The organism is Gemmatimonadaceae bacterium, assembly GCA_037721215.1.
Classification (GTDB): domain Bacteria; phylum Gemmatimonadota; class Gemmatimonadetes; order Gemmatimonadales; family Gemmatimonadaceae; genus UBA4720.
On the sequence record JBBJNV010000038.1, the window covers coordinates 1 to 19,434 of the forward strand.

The window sequence follows — 19,434 nt, forward strand, 5'->3', positions numbered from 1 at the left end:
CTCAAACCCGTTGGTGAGGCGCACGCGAGCAACTTTCCGAAGTGCAGAATTAGGCTTCTTTGGAGTCGTCGTGTAAACACGGGTGCAAACGCCACGCTTCTGTGGGTTGGACTTGAGCGCTGGTGCTTTCTCTTTCTTCTGTACGTCGCGGCGGCTCTGCCGAACGAGCTGATTGATAGTTGGCATTAAAGCTTGTGGGGTGTAAAAAATCCCCCGCGAAAGACAGCGAGGTTAGCCCGTAAAATTAAGACCGGGCAGGGGTTAGTGTCAACCCGGATCCCAGACGGTGTCAAACGTCGATAGAAATGTCACCCCGGTCTTACGCCAACAGAAATGTCACCGGGAGCGCAATGGCACCCGCTCCCACTGCTCGTGCCCCATCACTGCCCCGTAGATTGTGCCAAGCACGACGCCCGCCAAACCACCAGCAGACCCGACGTACAAGGCGTTGTCACCGCGAGAACATATGATCAAGCAGCCCAACCAGTCGCCTCGTTCCTGCACGTACTCCTCGTAGGTGAGCGCGCCGAGGGCAGCACCGCCCGCTGCGCCGACGGCGAGACCAGTCAGGCCCTTCAACAACGCGCCCCGCTTCCTGCTGCGTCCGCGGCTGACATCGAGACGTTTCACCTCAGATAACCCCAGCGCGGTGACCTGAGCTCCGGATCGTTCGAGAAGGTATTTGATGGAATCCGGGCTTACGCCTGAAAGCGTGGCCGTAACAGCCCCACCATACACGGGGTCAAGTCTGATCCTCGCCCCGGCCTGAAGTGAGGCGATATCCTGAGCGCCGGCGGCGCGAATTGCAGCAATAAGCAACAGGGCCGAAAGACCCGAAATCGAAAGGCGCATCGTGGCTCTCCATGTAGGGTTCGCCCGATCATACCTTCGGAATCCTGGCTCCAAAATACGTAGGTTGACGTAGGAACCTCACAAGCCACTACAATTCGCCGGGCTTGGTTGGGGGCCGTGGAGTCGAACTGAGGGCGGCGCCGCATATTCCTGATTGAGACGGCCCCAAACTTGACAGGTATTACCGCATGCCTATCTCTACTATCAAAACCCCCCGACTGCGCCGCATCGCGACCGGGGCACTAAGTGCCCTGTCACTCGCCGCCTGCGTGGTTGACGACGATGCCGCCACTGCCGGGTCGGCCCCGCCCGCAACCGCAGCGAGCGATGAGATTATCGCCACGCCTTCCTATGCGGCGTTCGCCGAGGACACCGCCGGTACCGGAGCGAGGATGGCCCGATTCGCTGCTTACGATACTGCTTTCAAGCGGATCACGTCCCCCGCAACGGAAGCGAAGATCGCCAGGTTTCCAGCGGCGATTCCGCCCGAAGGGCCTTCCACCCTGCACGTCCAGATCCTCCTCGACCGGGCAAACTTTTCTCCGGGAATCATCGACGGTATGTGGGGCGATAACGCGGCAAAGGCGCTGCGGTGGTTCAGATTTGCGAATGGTATCGATACCACCAGCGTCGACGGCGTGACGGGTTCAACTGCCGTCATCGATCAAGCCACTTATCAGCAGCTCGTGACTGTTGCGGCGACGACTCCGCTGATTGCCCGGTACACTGTCACCGCAGACGATGTGAAAGGCCCGTTCGTCAAAATTCCGGAGGACGTCTACGAGCAGGCAAAGCTCGATTGCCTTTGCTATGCATCCGTCGCTGAGGCTCTCGCCGAACGGTTTCACACCTCAGAGAGAGTGCTCGTGCAGCTCAACCCGGGGGTCAGCATGGACTCGATCTCGGCGGGGACGCAGCTCTCGGTGCCCAATGTCGCCGGTCCGCCTGCCACCCCTGCTCCGCCCGTTACCCAGATCGTCATTTCGAAGAAGAATTTCTGGCTTCACGGATTGGATGCCAGCGGCAAGATCGTCTGGCACGCCCCGTCCACCCTTGGTGCGGGCTACGATCCTTCCCCCGATGCTGGCGAGTACAAGGTCACCAGGATTGCTCAGGACCCAACTTTCCTTTATCAGCCGACCCTCTTCGCCGAAGTGCCCGATAGTCGACCCAAGGCAAATTTGCCGGCCGGGCCCAACTCGCCGGTAGGTGTCGTCTGGATGGCATTGTCGAAGCCGCACTTCGGGATCCACGGCACTTCATCGCCGGAAACCATCGGCTATGCAAATTCACATGGCTGTGTACGACTCACCAACTGGGATGCGCGGGACTTGTCGGCTGGAGTCAAGAGCGGCACAACGGTCGAGTTCCAGTAGGCATACCGCCGTCGCGGTGCCGCGCGATCAGGAAGGGGGGAAAGACTCGAGAATCTTTCCCCCCTTTTTATCCTTCAAGGACCTCCCTCGGTAATACAGTTGCGGAACAGCGCTACACCTGATCTTCGAACGGAGCGCTATCCGCCGCCGACCTGACCGCTGCCTCAGCCTTCGGCCTGGCCTCCTCTGCCTTCCTGTACCATGAATCGAGTGACTGCGCCGCACGCTCCTTTCCCCCCAATCCGAAAGCAAGCCCGGTGGCAAGTGCCAGCGCACCGACGAAGCCCATAAACAATGTGTTAACCAGGGTCTGAGCGATACCGAGCTGATTGACGGCGACCACAATGCCAAACGCCCACACTGCAGTGCGTGCAATATTCGAAAGCAGATCAGGATTTCCGAACCCGGCGTCGGCCGTCGACGCCTGGACAATCCCAGCCAACGCGTTGGCAAGGATGCCCGCCAGGAACAGGATCACGAGCGCAACGATCAGGTTTGGCAGCCACAACAGCAACTGGCTGAGCACGTCGGACACGGCCGGGAGCCCGAGAATGTCAAACGCAACCAGCAGTACGATCACGCGCACGATCCACTTCACGATTCCGGCTATCAGGTTGGCGGGATCGCCCCCCCCCAGCTTCTGCATGAACCCGCCGATCCCGCTCTTGGTAACGATGTTGTCGAAGTTGATCGCCTTGAGAATCGCCTTGACACCCTTCGCCAGCAGTCCGGCTATGAACCAGCCGATCGCGACGATGATGATGAAGCCGAGTATCCGCGGGATTGCGTTGAGAACCATCGTCAACGCGCCGGTGAGCGACTCCATGAAAGTATCGCCTATCGACTTGCCGGTCTCGGCTACAGGCGCGGGCGCAAGGGGAGGCATCGTGTAGATAGTAGTGTCTTGCATCGGTCAACTCCGAAAGAGGTGTAATTCGCATCCGAAAAAAAGGGGAAGCTCAGACGGCTTCCCCTTCTTTCACGGTCGCTGGTCAGTGCATGAACCCAGCCGTTGCCAGTTTCAGGCGCGTTCGCGGCTGTTGGACGCGGTTCTGCGAGTCTGGTCGTCTACGTCGATCCGCTCTTCCCCAGCGGCGCCTGCTTCGAGCGGGCGGCGTTCCACATTTACCTTTTCATGCATCTTCGTCACTGGCTTCGATACGTGCTCCGTCTCGATGCGTCGCTTGATACTTACTTCGCCCGCCCTGACACGCTCTTTGCTGGCCGAAAGCTCTTCCTCTGCCGGGGTGATCTTTTCGTCGGCATCGCGCGCCGAAGATTTTCTGGCGGCGGAAGCCGCGTCCCTGCGTGGCGCGTAGAAGCGTCCTTCATCGAACTGCGGAGCCGAGTAGAAATCCTTTGGCGGCGTCGCGGACGCTCCCGTAGTGGCGCCAGTCCCCACCTGCTGCGCGATCGAATTTTCGTAGTCGCGTGTTATTTCTTCGCCGTTGTACGCCGGCAACCGGGTCAGCTGATCCGCCGTCAGCGATCCCAGCATGACATTGTCTTTCGCGTCGTCGAGCTGCGCGGCGCCGACGGGCACGAGCACCCGTCGCTCATCACCATCAGCTATCTCGCCGCCAAGTCTAATATCGAGATACCGTGTCTGCATTGCCGCTGAATCGACGATCAACTCGTTGACTTTGCCCACCTGCCTGCCGTCGGAGGCAAAAACGTCCCATCCCCGCGGGTCGGGAAAGTCATCCGCGACTTCGAAATCATTCAGTTCCCCAAGCGGCATCATCACCGAATCCATTTCCCGGTCGCCCATTTCATTGTCCATTTCCAGTCCTCTCATAAGACGGGGATCACAGCCGACAGTCAGGCGACGAATTTCGTGCTGAGTCCGCTGATGCCACGCGTCGTCGGGTTGCTCAGGTGGTCGAGCGTGCAGCCTGAAGCGCGTTACGCGCAGCTTCGAAGAAACTCTGAATCGTGGCCTTCTGTGCGAGCAGGTCTCGATCCGTCTTGAGGTTGCTGGCCGCGCTGCGAACCTTCGCTGCATTCGTGCTCTCTGCCGGATTGCTCCGCTCGCGACCGGCGAAGATGTCCACCGCCGACGCGAACGCGGACCGGGTCATGGCGGCGTGGCCAGAGCCAGCGCTTTTGTCCTGGAGCGCGTCGGCCTGCTTCCTCATGTTGGCCAGCGCGGCGGAATTCTGGTCGCCGTTGCCGTCCAGGGCATCCAGGGCATCGGCGAGCCGCCGAATTCCGCCAGCCGAGTATGCGTGCTGGGCTGCTTCGTCACGATTTGCATCTGTTGCGGCTACGAACGTTGCGAACTCCTGTACGGCAGCCGGTGATCCCGCGGCATCCTCAACGGGACCCGCCGTGGCGGAATCCCCCGTGACCGGGCCAACCGTCGGCGCCGGCCCGATGTCAGTGACAAGGGGCTCGACGTTGTCGCCTCCGCGGCCGAACAGAAACCACAGCACCGCCGCCAAAAGCAACGCTCCCAACAGCCACGGCAGCATGCTCCCACCGGCCTTCTTCTGAATCGGAATCTCTGCCATCGCCATCCTCGTGTGTCTAGCGGTCGTGGCTCGGGAAAACCGTTGGAGCCGAAGACAGCATACTGCAACGCGCGTTCCAAGTCTTTTCCCTTCCTTCTTCTCCCCCCAACAGCTCCGGCGCGCTCAGGCAGTTGCTATCAGCTTGCCGGAGAAACTGCAGAATCCCGGCGCCTGTCGCGATTCCGGCTACGTCGTTGCTTGACACGCAAGGAGGGGAGGAGCCTAAGCCCCTCCCCTCCTCTTCTATGACTAATCCGGCGTTCGCTACGCCTGCTCGTCCGCCGTCACCATCGCCGGGAGCACATCCTCAATATCCGGCTCCGCCAGAATCTCGGCAATGCTCGGCTCCAGAAGTATCTCCGGCTCCGGCGGCTGCGGCGCACCCTCGATATCCACTTCCTGATACCTGTACATACCAGTACCAGCCGGAATGAGGTGACCGATGATAATGTTCTCCTTCAACCCCATCAGCTCATCCCGCGCCCCGCGAATAGCCGCGTCAGTAAGAACCCGCGTAGTCTCCTGGAAGCTCGCCGCAGAAATGAACGACTGAGTCGTCAGACTTGCCTTGGTAATACCCAGCAGCAACGGCTCGGAGCTCGCCGGTGCGTCCTTCTTCTTCTTCGCCCGCTCGTTGGAGTCGCGGAAGTTCTGCTTGTCGACGTGCTCACCCTCGAGAAACGGCGTGTCTCCGCTGTCGAGCACTCGCACCTTCTGAAGCATCTGCCTGACGATCACGCCAATGTGCTTGTCGTTGATCTTCACACCCTGCAGACGGTAAACCTCCTGCACTTCGTTCAACAGATACTCCTGCACCGCACGCGGGCCCTTGATTCGCAGAATATCGTGCGGATTCACGGGACCCTCGGACAGACGATCACCGGCGCGCACCCTATCGCCCTCGTGCACCCGCAAGTGCTTCCCTGCCCCAACTTCGTACGTATGCTCTCCCGACTGATCGTCCGGCACCGAAACGCCATCGACAAGGTTGGCAGGACGAACAAAGATCTCGCGCTTGCCGCGCTTGATGTCGCCGAACCGCACAACACCGTCGATCTCGGACACCGTCGCTGGATCCTTCGGCTTCCGTGCCTCGAACAACTCGGCCACACGCGGCAGACCGCCGGTGATGTCGCGAGTCTTGTACGCCTCGCGGCTGACCTTGGCGAGAATGGTTCCCGCAGTGATGCGCTCTCCATCCTTGACGGCAAGCTGAGCGCCGACCGGCATGACGAAGTCACGCAGACGCTTTTCCTTCGCGCCCTTGATTTCCCAGATCTCAATGTGCGGATGGAGTTTCTTTTCGCGATCCTCGATGACAACCGTCTGACGCATTCCTGTCAGCTCATCGAGTTCCTCGGAAACAGACTCCTCCTCTCTCAGATCCTCAAACCGGATAATGCCTTCCACATCCGAGATGATCGGGTTGCTGTACGGATCCCACGTGAAGATCACCTGATCCTTCCTGACCTCTTCGCCATCCTTCACCATCAGCGTTGCGCCAAGAGGCACCTGAAGCCGCGCGCCGATCTTGTTGCTCTCGTTCGCTGCCCGGATCTGAAGATCGCCCTCGTAAGATGTAACGATCTGCAAACCATCCGCGTTAGTCACGCTGATTAGTCGATCGCCATACTCGATCACGCCGTCCACCTTCGATTTTCTCGCCGTCTGTTCAGCGATACGTGCAGCGGTTCCACCAATGTGGAATGTCCGCAGAGTGAGCTGCGTGCCCGGCTCTCCAATCGACTGCGCGGCGATGATGCCAACCGCCTCTCCCTTGTCCACCATCGACATCGTCGCAAGGTTCCGCCCGTAGCACATCTGGCAGAGTCCACGCTTCGCTTCGCAGGTGAGCACCGATCGAATCCGAACTGTCTCGATCCCCGAATCCTCGATGGTCCGCGCCATGTCTTCGTCGATCAGCTGACCGGCTTCCGCCATCAGCGTCGGACGACCCTGGTTGGTCTCATGCGGATCCTCGATATCCTCGGCTGCCACGGTACCGACAATTCGCTCGGCCAGCGGCTCGATGATGTCTTCTCCTTCCTTCAACGCTCCAACGTCGAGACCGAGAATCGTACCGCAATCCTCCTCGGTAATCGTCACGTCCTGTGCGACGTCCACGAGCCGCCGCGTCAGATAACCGGCATCTGCCGTCTTGAGCGCAGTGTCGGCCAGACCCTTGCGGGCGCCGTGGGTCGAAATGAAGTACTCGAGAACCGACAGCCCTTCGCGGAAATTCGACTTGATCGGGCTCTCGATAATTTCGCCGATACCACCGGTGAGCTTCTTCTGCGGCTTCGCCATCAGGCCGCGCATACCGGCGAGCTGACGGATCTGATCGCGCGAACCACGGGAGCCTGAGTCGAACATCATGAACACGGGGTTGAACCCTTCGTTCGACTTCGCCATCGCGCGCACCATCGCGTCCGCTACATCGGAGTTCGCGTGGGTCCACGTATCGATGACCTTATTGTAGCGCTCGCCGTTAGTGATGTTACCGGTCTGGTAAGCACGCTGGAAACGCTCGACGCGCTCAGTGGCTTCCTGCAGCAGACCTTCCTTTTCGGCCGGGATATGAAGATCCTCGATGCCGATGGAGATTCCACCGCGCGTCGCATTGCGGAATCCGAATTCCTTGAGTCGATCGAGGAACGGAACCGTGCCCTTGAGACCAGCTCTCCGATACGACTCGAAGACCAGCTCCCCAAGCGCCTTTTTCTTCATGTCGCGGTTCTGGTAGGGCAGTTCTTCCGGAATGATTCCGTTGAACATCGCGCGGCCAGCCGTCGTGCGAACCCAGTTGGCCCCGTCGATGTCCTTCGCTTCGATTCCCGTTACATCCTTCACCCAGTACAGAATCGGCGACTGATAGGTCACCCGACCCTGAGCGAGCGCGACCTCGACCTCGGCGATCCCGCTGAATCGCTTGACTGACTTTGCGCCGTTGGCAAAAACCGTCGCGAAGTCCGCTGGCGCTTTGGTCGCGAAGTAACAGCCAAGCACGATGTCCTGGCTGGGCTCGGCGACCGGACGTCCGTCGGATGGCTTCAGAATGTTGTTTGACGACAGCATGAGCAGACGGCACTCGAGCTGCGCTTCGAACGAGAGCGGCACGTGCACCGCCATCTGGTCGCCGTCGAAATCAGCATTGAACGCCGCGCAGACGAGCGGGTGAATACGAATAGCCTTGCCTTCGACCAGCACTGGCTCGAATGCCTGGATACCGAGCCTGTGCAACGTAGGCGCACGGTTCAGAAGCACCGGGTGATCGCGAATAATCTCCTCGAGAATCTCATAGACCTCAGGAGATTCCTTCTCGACGATCTTCTTCGCCCGCTTCACCGTCTCGGCGATTCCCTTCTCGACGAGCTTATGAATTATGAACGGCTTGAACAGCTCCAGTGCCATTGCCTTGGGCAATCCGCACTGGTGCAGCTTGAGCTCCGGACCGACCACGATCACCGAACGACCCGAATAATCGACGCGCTTGCCGAGCAGGTTCTGACGGAACCGGCCCTGCTTGCCCTTGAGCATGTCGGACAGCGACTTGAGAGGACGCTTGCCGCGGCCGCGGATTGCCTTTGAGCGGCGACCGTTGTCGAACAATGCATCCACCGCTTCCTGAAGCATGCGCTTCTCGTTACGGAGAATGACTTCGGGCGCGCGATGAGAAATCAGCTTCATCAGCCGGTTATTGCGGTTGATGACGCGGCGATACAAATCGTTCAGGTCGGATGTGGCAAAGCGGCCGCCATCGAGCGGAACGAGCGGACGCAGATCCGGCGGAATGACCGGGATCACGTCCATGATCATCCACTCTGCCTTGTTGCGCGTGTTGCCTGAGTCACCAGAGTTGCGGAATGCGTCAACAACCTTGAGCCGCTTGAGCATCTGCTTCTTGCGGTGCTGGGAGCCCTCGTCAACGAGACCGGCGCGGAGCGTAGTTGCGACCTTGTCGACATCGATCCGCTTGAGTAGCTCGCGCACCGCAGGCGCGCCAATATCGGCAAAGAACGCGTTGTCGTTTTCGTCCTTCGCCTTCTGCTTCAGATCGAGAAACCGGTCTTCGTCGAGCAGCTCGTTCTGCATCACTTCCTGCTTGCCCGGCTCGATGACCACGTAATTCGAGTAATAAATGACTTTCTCGAGATCGCGAAGCGTCAGGTCAACGAGATTCCCCATCGGACTCGGCAGAGTCTTGAAGAACCAGATATGGGCGACGGGTACGGCGAGCTCGATGTGGCCCATGCGCTCGCGACGTACGCGGGCAAGGGTCACTTCGACGCCGCAGCGATCGCAGATGACACCACGATACCGAATTCTCTTGTACTTGCCGCAATGGCACTCCCAGTCCTTCACGGGACCGAAGATGCGCTCGCAGAAGAGGCCGTCCTTCTCCGGCTTGAACGACCGGTAGTTGATGGTTTCGGGCTTCAGTACCTCGCCCCACGACCACCAGGTGCGGAGCCCCGACATCTCGAGGCGCTCGCGCTCCTTGGGATCCTTCGGCCCGCGCATCTCCTCGGGTGAGGCGATGCGTACCTGGATGTAGTCAAAAGAAGATGCGCGGGTTTCGCGCGAACTGCGGAAATCAATCATGTATTACTCCTCGCTCCCATTACCGTTGCCGTTCATGGAGCCACTGTTGCCCAGCCCATAACCACTCGTCACGTTCGCTCCCATGCTGACGTGAATTCCAAGCGCCTTCAACTCCTGCACGAGCACGTTGAACGACTCGGGAATTCCCGGCTCCGGGAGATTCTGCCCTTTCACGATCGCCTCGTACACTCTGCTGCGGCCGTTCACATCGTCGGACTTGACGGTGAGAATCTCCTGGAGGGTGTGCGCCGCGCCGTAGGCTTCAAGAGCCCACACTTCCATCTCTCCAAAACGCTGTCCACCGAACTGCGCCTTGCCCGCAAGCGGTTGCTGCGTGACAAGCGAGTACGGTCCGATGCTGCGCGCGTGGATCTTGTCATCGACAAGGTGCGACAGCTTGAGCATGTAGATCTCGCCCACCGTTACCGGGTTCGAGAAGGTCTCACCAGTACGCCCATCGCGAAGTCGGACTTTGCCACCCGCCGAAATTCCGGCGAGGCGCATGAGCTCGCCACACGCAAGGTCGACATCGATATCAGACTTCTTGCCGAGCGAAGCGGATAGTGCCGGAAGCTCGAGGCTGCCAAGCACGGACTCTTCCTCGGCGCTCCGGCGCTTTTCGATCTGAGTGCCAACCGTGCGGAACTCCGCGCGGTCGGCCTGGTTCATTTCGTCGTCTCCGTCCGGTTCCCTATGGAACGCAATCTGATTATCCATCTCGCCGTACTCGCGGCCCGCCAGCTCCCTTGCTGCGGCAGTGACAAAGTCACGGATCCGGTTGAAGACATCGCGCGTCGCCGGTGATACTCCCCGCTTGGACAGATCGTTGATCGTCGCATCGCCGAGCAGCTCGACGCGCTCGCCTTCTCCGACGATGTCGTGGCGTGTGTCCATTATCACGCCGCGCAGCTCGTCATCCGCGATTCTTACACCGGGGGTCTGCAGATCGAGCGCATCCCGCAGCCAAGTGACCGCGGCGAGCTTGAGCAACAGCCCGATCTCGCGCTCATTCGCTCCCTGGAACACCGGCGTCTTGGCATAGAAGCCGAGCAGTCTCGCAGCCCAGCCGAGGTGGGTTTCGAGAATCTGGCCGACGTTCATCCGGCTTGGAACACCGAGCGGGTTCAGGACAATGTCCACCGGACGCCCATCCGGCAGGAACGGCATATCTTCTTCGGGAACGATCCGGGCAACGATACCCTTGTTGCCGTGACGTCCCGCCATCTTGTCGCCGACCGAGACCTTCCGCTTCTCGGCCATGTAGACCTTCACGAGCTGGATTACGCCCGGGGGCAGTTCGTCCGGCTGAAGTACGCGATCGATCCGCTCTTCGGCTTTCTCTTCGAGCTTTCCCTTCTCTTCGTTAGCCGCGTCGATGATCGTCCGGATCTTGTCGTTCACCGATTTGTTCTCGACACGGAATGTCTTGAGGTCGAGCGATGCGAGCTTGATGTCGGCAAGCATTGCGGCGGTAAGCTTGGTGCCTGCCTCGATTCCCTCTTCCACCGTACCGCTTTTCAGCGCCATCGACACGGTCTGACCTTCCAACAGTTCGACGAGCTCGACATCACGGACTTCGTTGACGCGGATCTTCTCCTCGCCCTCGAGACGGCGAATGTCACCGATGCGCTCGCCACGATCCTTTTCCACGACCTGATCGTCCACGCGCGAGAAGATCTTGACATCGATGACGACGCCTTCCATTCCCGGCGGAACCTTGAGCGATGAATCCTTTACATCCTTTGCCTTTTCACCGAAGATCGCGGTGAGAAGCTTCTCTTCAGGTGAAAGCTCTGTTTCTCCCTTCGGAGTGATCTTGCCGACGAGAATGTCGCCCGGCTTTACATGGGCTCCAATACGAACGATGCCACGCTCGTCGAGATCCGTAAGCGCCTCCTCGGCGACGTTCGGAATCTCGCGCGTGATTTCTTCCTGGCCGCGCTTGGTGTCGCGGACATGCAGCTCCAATTCCTGGATGTGGATGGACGAATACACATCCTCCTTCACCAGGCGCTCCGAGAGCACGATGGCATCTTCGAAGTTGTGCCCATACCACGGCATAAACGCTACCGTGACATTTGCGCCAAGCGCGAGCTGACCGAACTCAGTCGACGCTCCGTCAGCGAGAACATCGCCGGCCTGCACTTTCTGGCCACGGCGAACGATGGGACGCTGATTGATCGCTGTGTCCTGGTTCGTGCGCCAGTACTTTTTGATCTTGTATCGGTCGTGCTTGGTCAGCCCATGCAACGGACGGTCGGGGTCGCTTCTGCCGCGCTCCGACGACCCCGTGTCGACGATGATCTCGTCGGCAGTAACGCTGGTGACGGTGCCGGGACGCTGGGCGATGATCACGGCGCCTGAATCGCGCGCGACTTTCTGTTCCAGGCCGGTGCCCACCAGCGGCGTACGGGGATTGAGTAATGGAACTGCCTGCCGCTGCATGTTCGAGCCCATCAATGCGCGGTTGGCATCGTCATGCTCGAGGAACGGAATCAATGCGGCAGCAATAGATACGAGCTGCTCCGGCGCAACGTCCATGTAGTCGATGCGTGTGGGGACCGTGAGCGGAACGTCACCGCGCTGGCGGCACAGCACCAGCTCATCGACGAATGACCCGTCGGCATTCAGGCGCGCGTTGGCCTGCGCGATGATGATGTCCTCTTCACGGTTCGCGTCGAGCCACGAGATCTCTTCGGTAACCTTTCCGTTTTTCACGACCCGGTACGGCGTCTCGATAAAGCCGAGGTCGTTGACCTGCGCAAAGCAGGCGAGCGACGTAATGAGACCGATGTTCGGGCCTTCCGGCGTCTCGATCGGACACATGCGGCCGTACTGGGAGTAATGAACGTCACGTACTTCAAAGCCGGCGCGCTCGCGGGTAAGACCGCCTGGTCCAAGCGCTGACAGACGGCGCTTGTGTGTGAGCTCCGCAAGCGGATTGGTCTGATCCATGAACTGCGACAGCTGCGAAGATCCAAAGAAAGCCTGGATTACCGCCGACACCGTTCGCGCGTTGACGAGATCGTCGAGCGAGATTTTTTCAGGATCGGTGTTGATCGACATCCGCTCCTTGACCAGTCTCGCCATCCGCGACAGCCCCACCGAGAACTGATTGGCGATCAGCTCTCCGACCGAGCGGATGCGGCGATTACCGAGGTGATCGATATCGTCCGTGTAACCGCGACCCTCATGCAGCTCCATGAGGTAGCGGATGATCGCCACGAAATCCTCTTTCGTCAGTACCGTCTCACTGGCCGGCCGGTTGGTGAGCAGCCGCTGGTTGATCTTGTACCTGCCGACCCGGCCCAGATCGTAGCGCTTGGGCGAGAAGAACAACCGCTCGAGGGCCTGCTTGGCCGTTTCGCGATTGGGTGCATCGCCGGGACGAAGGAGCGAGTAGATCTGCTTCAACGCCTCTTCTTCGGCGTGTGTCGGATCCTTGTCGAGAGTCTTGCGGATAAGCGGAGATTCCGCACGTCCGCTTTCGACGAATACCTGCACCTTCGTGATCTCCGCTTTGCGGATCTTCCTGATGACAGTGTCGGACAGCGATACATCCTTGTCGACGATGACTTCGCCGGTCTCGAGGTCGACGACATCGAGCGCAAGCACGCGGCGCACCGGGCGTTCGTTGCGCTCGATTGCGTCCATCTCATCCCGGAGATCGACAGTCGTGTACGACGCGAAGACCTTCACCTTGTCGATGTTCAGGCGGCGCAACCGATTGAGCACCTCTTCGGTGATCTCGTCGCCCTCGTTGATGTCGAGATTCGCCTGATCGCGCTCGAGCTGCGTACGGGCTTTCTTCGTCTTGAGCTTTGGCGCCTCCGGGTCGATCGCCTCACCAGCCAGAGTGACACTCTCGGCGATAATTGCACCCAGAATTTCGCGCTGGTCGACGCGGCTCTCACGCTTCTTTACCAGATCGAGCTCGCGAACGCTGAAGAAAAGCCGATGAATGGACGAGTTCGTTCCGTAGCCGAAGGCGCGAAGCAGGGCCGTTGCCGGGAATTTCTTCTTCTTGTCGATGTGGACGTAGATGACGTCATGGATATCGACAGTGAACTCGACCCACGAGCCGCGGAACGGGATAATGCGTGCGGAGATGAGCCGCTGCCCGTTGGGGTGCGTGGATTCTTCGAAGACGACGCCGGGCGAACGGTGCAGCTGGCTGACGATGACGCGCTCAGCCCCATTGATCACGAACGTGCCGAGTGGCGTGATTCGCGGAAGCTCGCCGAGATAGACTTCTTTCTCGATGATGTTCTTCGGCCGCTTGCCTGCTTCGGTCTCCTCGAAAACAACGAGTTGAAGCGTGGCCTTGAGCGGCGCCGAGTAGGTCATGTCGCGCTCGATGCATTCGGCGACTGAGTACTTGGGATCACCGAGCGAGTAGCTCTTGAACTCCAGCGAGAAATTCTCGTGGACGTCGGTGATTGGGAAGAGGTCCTTGAAAACACGCTCGAGCCCGATATCCTCGCGGTCGTGCGAGGCGGCATCCAGCTGCAGCAGAGCCTCGAAGGCGCGCGTCTGGATGTCGAGCAAGTGGGGCATATTCATGCCCTGGTCGAGCTTGGCGAATGAGATTTCCTTCATCAGTTCAGGCATTTATCACCTACGGTACAGGCGCAAATAGCTCCAGCCCGGAACCACGCGAAATTTTCGCGGGACCAGGTTGGAGCAAACGGAAAACCTTCAGTTGTGGAGCGACGGGTTTTATAGAGCATGGCGTCGAAGTGAAAGTGAGGGCCGGGCCTGACCGGCGGCTTGGAAGCCACCGGCCGAACCGCGCGACCCTTACTTCACTTCGACTTCTGCGCCCTGCTCTTCGAGCTTTGCTCTCATTGCCGCGGCTTCATCCTTTGTGACGCCGGCCTTGACGGTGCTCGGCGCACTATCGACGAGATCCTTCGCTTCCTTCAGGCCCAGGCCGGTCAGCTCGCGCACGACCTTGATGACCTGGATTTTCTTCGCGCCGGCAGCCTTGAGGTTGACGTTGAACTCCGTCTGTTCCTCAACAGCGGCGGCGGGTGCAGCTCCGCCTCCACCGGCGGCAGGTGCCGAGGGGGCAGCGGCCGAGATGGTGACGTTGAACTTGCTCTTGAATGCTTCGATGAGCTCAGCGAGCTCGAACACTGACATGTTGCCGATGGCGTCGAGAATTTCGTCTTTGCTCATGGCGGTTTCGGTGGCCATTGTATTTATCTCCGGAAAAATTAGGCGCCTTCGCGCTGTGACTTGAGCGCGTCGAGCGCGCCTGCAAACATGTAAAGAATTCCGTTGAGCGCGCCGGCAAAGGCGGCCATCGGGGACTGCAAACCAGCACCAAGATCCGCCAGCATCTGCTCCCGGGACGGCATCAACGCGAGTTGCTTCACCTGCGCCGTATCGATCGCCTTCCCATCGAGCATCCCGCCCTTTACGGCCGGCTTCTGCTCGAACTCTCTCGCGAAATCCGACAGCACCTTTGCGGCGGCAACCGGATCTGTTCCAAACACCAGACCTGTCGGGCCACTGAGGCGTTCGCCGGCAAGCCCGCTCTCGTTGACCGCGCGCAGCGCCAACGTGTTCTTTATGACGACGTATTCGACACCGGCGCGCTTGAGGCGGCGGCGGAGTTCCGTCATTCGCTTCACGTTCAGTCCCGTGAAGTCAGTGTAGTAGAGCGATTTCGCGCCCTTCAGTTTGTCCGTCAGCTCGGTGACGAGCTGCTCCTTATCGGTTCTCTTCATTCGCTGTTACCGGTAAGGTGTGATATCGATGGACACGCCGGGCCCCATCGTGCTCGAGATCGCCACGTTTCTCACGTAGACACCCTTTGCCGCTGCCGGCTTGGCGCGGACGATCTGATCCATGAACGCTGCGAAGTTTGTTTCCAGTGCTTCCACTGGAAACGAGACCTTGCCAATGGCGGCGTGTACATTGCCGCTCTTGTCGACGCGGAATTCGATCTTTCCAGCCTTCACCTCGCGAACGGCGCGAGCGACGTCGAACGTCACCGTGCCGGCTTTGGGGTTGGGCATGAGCCCACGCGGTCCGAGCACCCTGCCCAATGCGCCGAGCTGGCCCATCTGGTCTGGGGTCGCGATGAGGACATCGAAGTCGAGCCAGTTGTCCTTGATCTTTGCAATGAACTCCGTGCCGACGAAATCAGCGCCTGCCTGCTCCGCCTCGCGTGCCTTTTCACCGGCGGCGATGACGAGCACCCGCACCGTTTTGCCGGTACCGGCAGGCAGGACGACTGTTCCGCGAACCACCTGGTCGGCGTGCCGCGGATCGACGCCTAGACGAACGGCGATCTCGACTGTCTCATCGAATTTTGCGAATGCCGCTGACTTGACGAGATCGAGAGCCTGCTTCGGCTGATAGCGCGTGGAGATGTCGCGGTCCTTGACGACCGCGGCGTACTTCTTTCCGTGGCCGCGCATCAGTCCTTCACCTCGACGCCCATCGAGCGTGCGGCTCCGGCGACCATCGCCATCGCGGCTTCGACGGAGTCGCAGTTGAGATCCGGAAGCTTGATCTCGGCGATCTTTCGTATCTGCGCTGTTGTGACAGATCCGACCTTGGTGCGGTTTGGCGTACCCGAGCCCTTTTCAATTCCTGCTTCTTTCTTCAGCAGGACCGCCGCGGGCGGGGTCTTGGTGATGAAGGTGAAGGATTTGTCGGCGAAAATCGTGATCTCGACCGGGAGAATCGTATCCATGCCCTGCGTCCGAGCGTTGAACTCTTTGCAGAATGCCATGATGTTGATTCCCTGCGGACCGAGAGCGGTGCCGACGGGGGGCGCCGGGTTCGCCTTGCCTGCAGGGATCTGCAGCTTGACGAATCCAGTGACCTTTTTTGCCATGTTACTCCTTTTGCGTGTGCCCGCGGGGAGCTGATGCTCATTGCTTCGCGGATCGAACTCCCACGATTGGTCTTAAGGTCGTAGTGGTATCCGACCGTGCGCTCCTCGCCTCATCGGCCGCCCCGCGCAAGGGCCATGAGCTTGGGCGGTTTCCCGCCTCTGGTACAGCCTTCGAATATATAACTGCGTGCGGTGGATTGGTACTGGTGCAGTGCCGTTCGCCGATGGGATGCTACTGCGGAGGCTAGTCCTCGCAGTCTACGGAGCCCGGCTTTCGCTGCGCTTCCCTCCGGGAAGCTCCGCTACAGAGCGCCGGTCTCCTCGCTGCTGCGGGCGCCTCCTTCGCAGCACCCCATCGACTCACTCCCCAACCTGGCGGCAAACTTCCACCATCCCCATCCCATTTCTTCGCCTTAAGGGCGGGCTCGCGCTTCGGGCGGGTGACCAAGGCGGGACGTCATCTTCAGCTCGTCGGAAGAATACGCGGTCGTCGCGGAGAGAAGCAGCCGGCGTCGCGTGAAGAGGCGCGGCGAGCGACATGGACCCGAATTATCTCCGGTGGATGATAGTAAGTGGGTTTCACCAGGAAGACTTCGCAGTGCTTTGATTGACCGCAACCCGAATTACCGCCGAGGTCCCGTTCGTCAGCCACTGGCATTTGACTGCGAGCTGAGACCGCGCGACACTCCTTAATTCCGCGCTTCATCCCATTCGTTCGCCTTAGTGGCGGGCTCCCGATGAAGTGCTCATGACCAGGGCGAGCCGCCCATCTTTAGCTGGTCGGAAGACTGCGCGGGCGTTGCTCCCGGCGATAAATGTGGATAACGCCGCCACCGGTCCCTCGTTGATGGCGGGGCGGCAATTGCGCCCCCGTAAGTGTATTCCCGTCGTCCGAGACTTCAAGCGCGGCGCAAGCGCCGTCCGGTCCGGTGAAGACGATAAACGGACGCTCGACTCTGCCAGTGAATACGTTGAACGGACGCTCGACTCCGGCGGAAGATCGCATGTACCTTCCGGATGTGACAACTTTCGTTTCGACTGGACGGTTCGCAACCGAATCGACGAACCGCGCCTCGGAGCGATAAGTGCCGCCAGGTGAGAGTGTCACCCGCTGATCCAGCCAGACTCGCCGGGGCTGTCTTTCCCCCCGCTTTGCCGGACCGTAAAGCCAACGCTGCAAAGTGTAGCGGGCAGGCCGCGTCGTGCGGACTTCAGCACTTGCCGCGTTCCAATCCAGATTTGAGAAAACAATTACACTGCATGGCCGGCTCTGCTCCGCCAGCGATCTATGCTGGGCCGGTGCCCCCACACCAGCGCTGGAATCAAAACCTGTGGGCGTTTCCGCTTTGGGTACCGAAGGCTCGCGCCTATCGCAACCCGCTGCGAGGAGCGCGCACCCGAGCGTCAGTAACTTCCAGTTTCCCCAATTGCAGTCGGAACTCAGGCGACACTGGTCGTTGCTGTCTCGTGCCGGTTCGGCCTGACGGAACTCTATTTTGCCCGAGACGTGCGCGCTCCGCTCGCGACGATGTCCCGTCATCAGACGAACCCGACACAAGCCGAGTATGTCTAACAGCCGGGGGCAGGGTTAGCGAAGTGCAATTGATGACCAACGACTGCGTTCCGAAATCGCATACCCAACTCTCCCGCCTGCGTAAACCAACCAACATGTGTTTTCGCAAGTGGTGTGCCTCTCCGGGGGCCCTAGCTGGAGCGTTCGGGGTGCTTTTCGGCTCGCCTTCGTTCGCGCGCGCAGGCCACGCATGGATCGGCTAGGATGCGTGGGTTCGGCGCTGGTGGTAGCCGTTCGTCGTCATCCCATTCCTTCGCCTCAGTGGCGGGCTCCCGTTGAAACGCAGGACCAGGGCGAACCGTCCATCTTCAGCTCGTCAGAAGACTACGCGGGCATAGCTGGAAGGGAGGCGGCGGGTGTCGGGTGAAGAGGCGTGTCGAGCGACCGAGGAGACCGCCGGCTTTGAATGCTGAGCTTCCCGGAGGGAAGCGATCATTCAGGCGGGCTCCGACCGAGTCGAGACTAGCCGATGATCCCGATACCCGCCGCCGACCTCCCTACACCGATGCCGCCCTAATATCCTTTGAGCTGAAGATAGTCGAGCTCAACCGACGTCGGTCGCCCAAAGAGAGAAACCGACACGCGAACCTTGCCCTTGTCGGCAATCACTTCCTCAACCGTTCCATTGAAGTCCGTGAACGGCCCCTCAGTGATCGCAACCGCCTGACCGACCAGAAACGGAATCTCTTCCTTCACTTCTTCCGGCGTAGAATCGTCAGAAACGCCCAGCAGGCGGTTGACTTCCTCGGGGCGCAACGGCTGCGGAAGCCGCTCGTGACCGACGAACTTGATCACGCCCTGAATGCCGTTGATGGTATGCGACGTCTCCTGGTCCATCACCATCTCCACGAGCACGTAGCCGGGATAGATCTTCCGCTCGACATTGATCTTTTTGCCATTCTTTATCTCTACGACTTCCTGCGTCGGCACCAGCGCCTGACGCACAGACCGATCCTCCGGCGAACGCGGATCGGCCTCGATGCGCCGCTGAATCAGCGACTTGACCTTGTTCTCATGGCCCGACGTAGTCTGGATAGCGTACCACCGGTGGTCCACGATCATTGACCCGTGAACAGCGAGGGAATGCCCTGGACAAGCACGAGCTGCAGCGCGAGATCGATGAGCCCCAGGATTGCAGCGATGAAGAGAACGAAGATGATGATCTTTATCGTCGTGTCCTTCAGCTGCTCGCGGTCAGGCCATGTAACCTTCCGCATCTCGGTCACGACTTCCTGATAGAAAGTCGCGACACGTGTGGGAAGCGTTTCGCGCCGCTGGACTACTTCGACGGCCATTTACTTCGTTTCCTTGTGGAGCTTGTGCGAATTGCAGCGCGGGCAGTACTTCTTCCACTCGACGCGCTCGGGGTGCAGACGCTTGTTCTTCTTGGAAAAGTAGTTGCGATTCTTGCAGTCGCTGCAAGCCAGAATGATTTTGTCGCGAGGCACTATGGGTTCCTTCGAAACCGCGCCATCTGATGCCCGCTTCCTGTCACCAGTTCATGAGAACCGAATCAGGTAACGCTAGCGGGCAGCAGGTAACGGGTAACGGTTTACTTGAGAATTTTCGTTACGACGCCGGCACCGACGGTGCGGCCGCCCTCTCTGATCGCGAACCGGAGACCCTCGTCCATCGCGATCGGCGTTATCAGCTCGATCGTCATCT

At 59.8% G+C, this 19,434-nt stretch carries 17 protein-coding genes; 1 reads left to right on the forward strand and 16 read right to left on the reverse strand.

What is annotated here, in order from left to right:
* On the reverse strand, positions 1–186 hold a 186-nt coding region (locus WKF55_15915), incomplete at its 3' end, for a 30S ribosomal protein S12 (GenBank protein MEJ7761068.1).
* 150 nt (positions 187–336) lie between these two features.
* A complete protein-coding gene (locus WKF55_15920; GenBank protein ID MEJ7761069.1) occupies positions 337–852 on the reverse strand; it encodes a hypothetical protein in 516 nt (171 codons plus the stop codon).
* A gap of 188 nt (positions 853–1,040) precedes the next feature.
* On the opposite strand from WKF55_15920, the gene WKF55_15925 reads away from it, so the two are divergent.
* Positions 1,041–2,228, forward strand: a complete 1,188-nt coding sequence (locus WKF55_15925; GenBank protein ID MEJ7761070.1) for a L,D-transpeptidase — start codon at positions 1,041–1,043, stop codon at positions 2,226–2,228.
* A gap of 112 nt (positions 2,229–2,340) precedes the next feature.
* Here WKF55_15925 and WKF55_15930 read toward each other — a convergent pair whose 3' ends face one another.
* From WKF55_15930 to WKF55_15995, 14 genes are all read right to left on the reverse strand, one after another.
* Positions 2,341–3,138 (reverse strand): hypothetical protein, encoded by a 798-nt coding sequence (locus tag WKF55_15930; protein ID MEJ7761071.1) that lies wholly within the window; start codon positions 3,136–3,138, stop codon positions 2,341–2,343.
* 111 nt (positions 3,139–3,249) lie between these two features.
* On the reverse strand, positions 3,250–4,011 hold the full coding sequence (locus WKF55_15935; protein ID MEJ7761072.1) for a PRC-barrel domain-containing protein: 762 nt from the start codon (positions 4,009–4,011) through the stop codon (positions 3,250–3,252).
* Between the two features lie 91 nt (positions 4,012–4,102).
* Positions 4,103–4,741 (reverse strand): hypothetical protein, encoded by a 639-nt coding sequence (locus WKF55_15940; GenBank protein ID MEJ7761073.1) that lies wholly within the window; start codon positions 4,739–4,741, stop codon positions 4,103–4,105.
* A gap of 264 nt (positions 4,742–5,005) precedes the next feature.
* Entirely contained in the window at positions 5,006–9,343 is a 4,338-nt protein-coding gene (gene rpoC / locus WKF55_15945; protein MEJ7761074.1) for a DNA-directed RNA polymerase subunit beta', read from the reverse strand.
* 3 nt (positions 9,344–9,346) lie between these two features.
* Complete coding sequence (gene rpoB, locus WKF55_15950) at positions 9,347–13,954, reverse strand: DNA-directed RNA polymerase subunit beta (protein ID MEJ7761075.1); 4,608 nt, start codon at positions 13,952–13,954, stop codon at positions 9,347–9,349.
* Positions 13,955–14,143: 189 nt separating this feature from the next.
* Positions 14,144–14,524: a 50S ribosomal protein L7/L12 gene (rplL, locus tag WKF55_15955; GenBank protein MEJ7761076.1), complete on the reverse strand. Its 381-nt coding sequence runs from the start codon at positions 14,522–14,524 to the stop codon at positions 14,144–14,146.
* Positions 14,525–14,562: 38 nt separating this feature from the next.
* Positions 14,563–15,078: a 50S ribosomal protein L10 gene (gene rplJ, locus WKF55_15960; GenBank protein MEJ7761077.1), complete on the reverse strand. Its 516-nt coding sequence runs from the start codon at positions 15,076–15,078 to the stop codon at positions 14,563–14,565.
* A gap of 6 nt (positions 15,079–15,084) precedes the next feature.
* Complete coding sequence (gene rplA, locus WKF55_15965; GenBank protein MEJ7761078.1) at positions 15,085–15,774, reverse strand: 50S ribosomal protein L1; 690 nt, start codon at positions 15,772–15,774, stop codon at positions 15,085–15,087.
* Positions 15,774–16,196 (reverse strand): 50S ribosomal protein L11, encoded by a 423-nt coding sequence (rplK, locus tag WKF55_15970; protein MEJ7761079.1) that lies wholly within the window; start codon positions 16,194–16,196, stop codon positions 15,774–15,776. The genes rplA and rplK overlap by 1 nt, the downstream gene beginning before the upstream one ends.
* Positions 16,197–16,968: 772 nt before the next feature.
* Positions 16,969–17,304: a hypothetical protein gene (locus WKF55_15975; GenBank protein MEJ7761080.1), complete on the reverse strand. Its 336-nt coding sequence runs from the start codon at positions 17,302–17,304 to the stop codon at positions 16,969–16,971.
* Positions 17,305–18,282: 978 nt separating this feature from the next.
* Positions 18,283–18,831, reverse strand: a complete 549-nt coding sequence (gene nusG, locus WKF55_15980; GenBank protein ID MEJ7761081.1) for a transcription termination/antitermination protein NusG — start codon at positions 18,829–18,831, stop codon at positions 18,283–18,285.
* Positions 18,828–19,064: a preprotein translocase subunit SecE gene (secE, locus tag WKF55_15985; protein ID MEJ7761082.1), complete on the reverse strand. Its 237-nt coding sequence runs from the start codon at positions 19,062–19,064 to the stop codon at positions 18,828–18,830. The genes nusG and secE overlap by 4 nt, the downstream gene beginning before the upstream one ends.
* Positions 19,065–19,217 carry a 50S ribosomal protein L33 gene (gene rpmG / locus WKF55_15990; GenBank protein ID MEJ7761083.1) on the reverse strand — a complete coding sequence of 51 codons (153 nt, stop codon included), beginning with the start codon at positions 19,215–19,217 and terminating at the stop codon, positions 19,065–19,067.
* A 104-nt stretch (positions 19,218–19,321) separates the two neighbouring features.
* The coding region (locus WKF55_15995; GenBank protein ID MEJ7761084.1) for a hypothetical protein at positions 19,322–19,434 on the reverse strand (113 nt) is incomplete at its 5' end.

What these genes read in the sequence shown, in the direction of transcription:
- WKF55_15925 (MEJ7761070.1), top strand. Translation starts at nt 1,041, where the DNA reads ATGCCTATCTCTACTATCAAAACCCCCCGACTGCGCCGCATCGCGACC.
- rplJ (MEJ7761077.1), bottom strand. Translation starts at nt 15,078, where the DNA reads ATGAAGAGAACCGATAAGGAGCAGCTCGTCACCGAGCTGACGGACAAA.
- WKF55_15940 (MEJ7761073.1), bottom strand. Translation starts at nt 4,741, where the DNA reads ATGGCAGAGATTCCGATTCAGAAGAAGGCCGGTGGGAGCATGCTGCCG.
- WKF55_15920 (MEJ7761069.1), bottom strand. Translation starts at nt 852, where the DNA reads ATGCGCCTTTCGATTTCGGGTCTTTCGGCCCTGTTGCTTATTGCTGCA.
- rplL (MEJ7761076.1), bottom strand. Translation starts at nt 14,524, where the DNA reads ATGAGCAAAGACGAAATTCTCGACGCCATCGGCAACATGTCAGTGTTC.
- WKF55_15930 (MEJ7761071.1), bottom strand. Translation starts at nt 3,138, where the DNA reads ATGCAAGACACTACTATCTACACGATGCCTCCCCTTGCGCCCGCGCCT.
- WKF55_15935 (MEJ7761072.1), bottom strand. Translation starts at nt 4,011, where the DNA reads ATGGACAATGAAATGGGCGACCGGGAAATGGATTCGGTGATGATGCCG.
- rpoC (MEJ7761074.1), bottom strand. Translation starts at nt 9,343, where the DNA reads ATGATTGATTTCCGCAGTTCGCGCGAAACCCGCGCATCTTCTTTTGAC.
- rpoB (MEJ7761075.1), bottom strand. Translation starts at nt 13,954, where the DNA reads ATGCCTGAACTGATGAAGGAAATCTCATTCGCCAAGCTCGACCAGGGC.
- secE (MEJ7761082.1), bottom strand. Translation starts at nt 19,064, where the DNA reads ATGGCCGTCGAAGTAGTCCAGCGGCGCGAAACGCTTCCCACACGTGTC.
- rplA (MEJ7761078.1), bottom strand. Translation starts at nt 15,774, where the DNA reads ATGCGCGGCCACGGAAAGAAGTACGCCGCGGTCGTCAAGGACCGCGAC.
- nusG (MEJ7761081.1), bottom strand. Translation starts at nt 18,831, where the DNA reads ATGATCGTGGACCACCGGTGGTACGCTATCCAGACTACGTCGGGCCAT.
- rplK (MEJ7761079.1), bottom strand. Translation starts at nt 16,196, where the DNA reads ATGGCAAAAAAGGTCACTGGATTCGTCAAGCTGCAGATCCCTGCAGGC.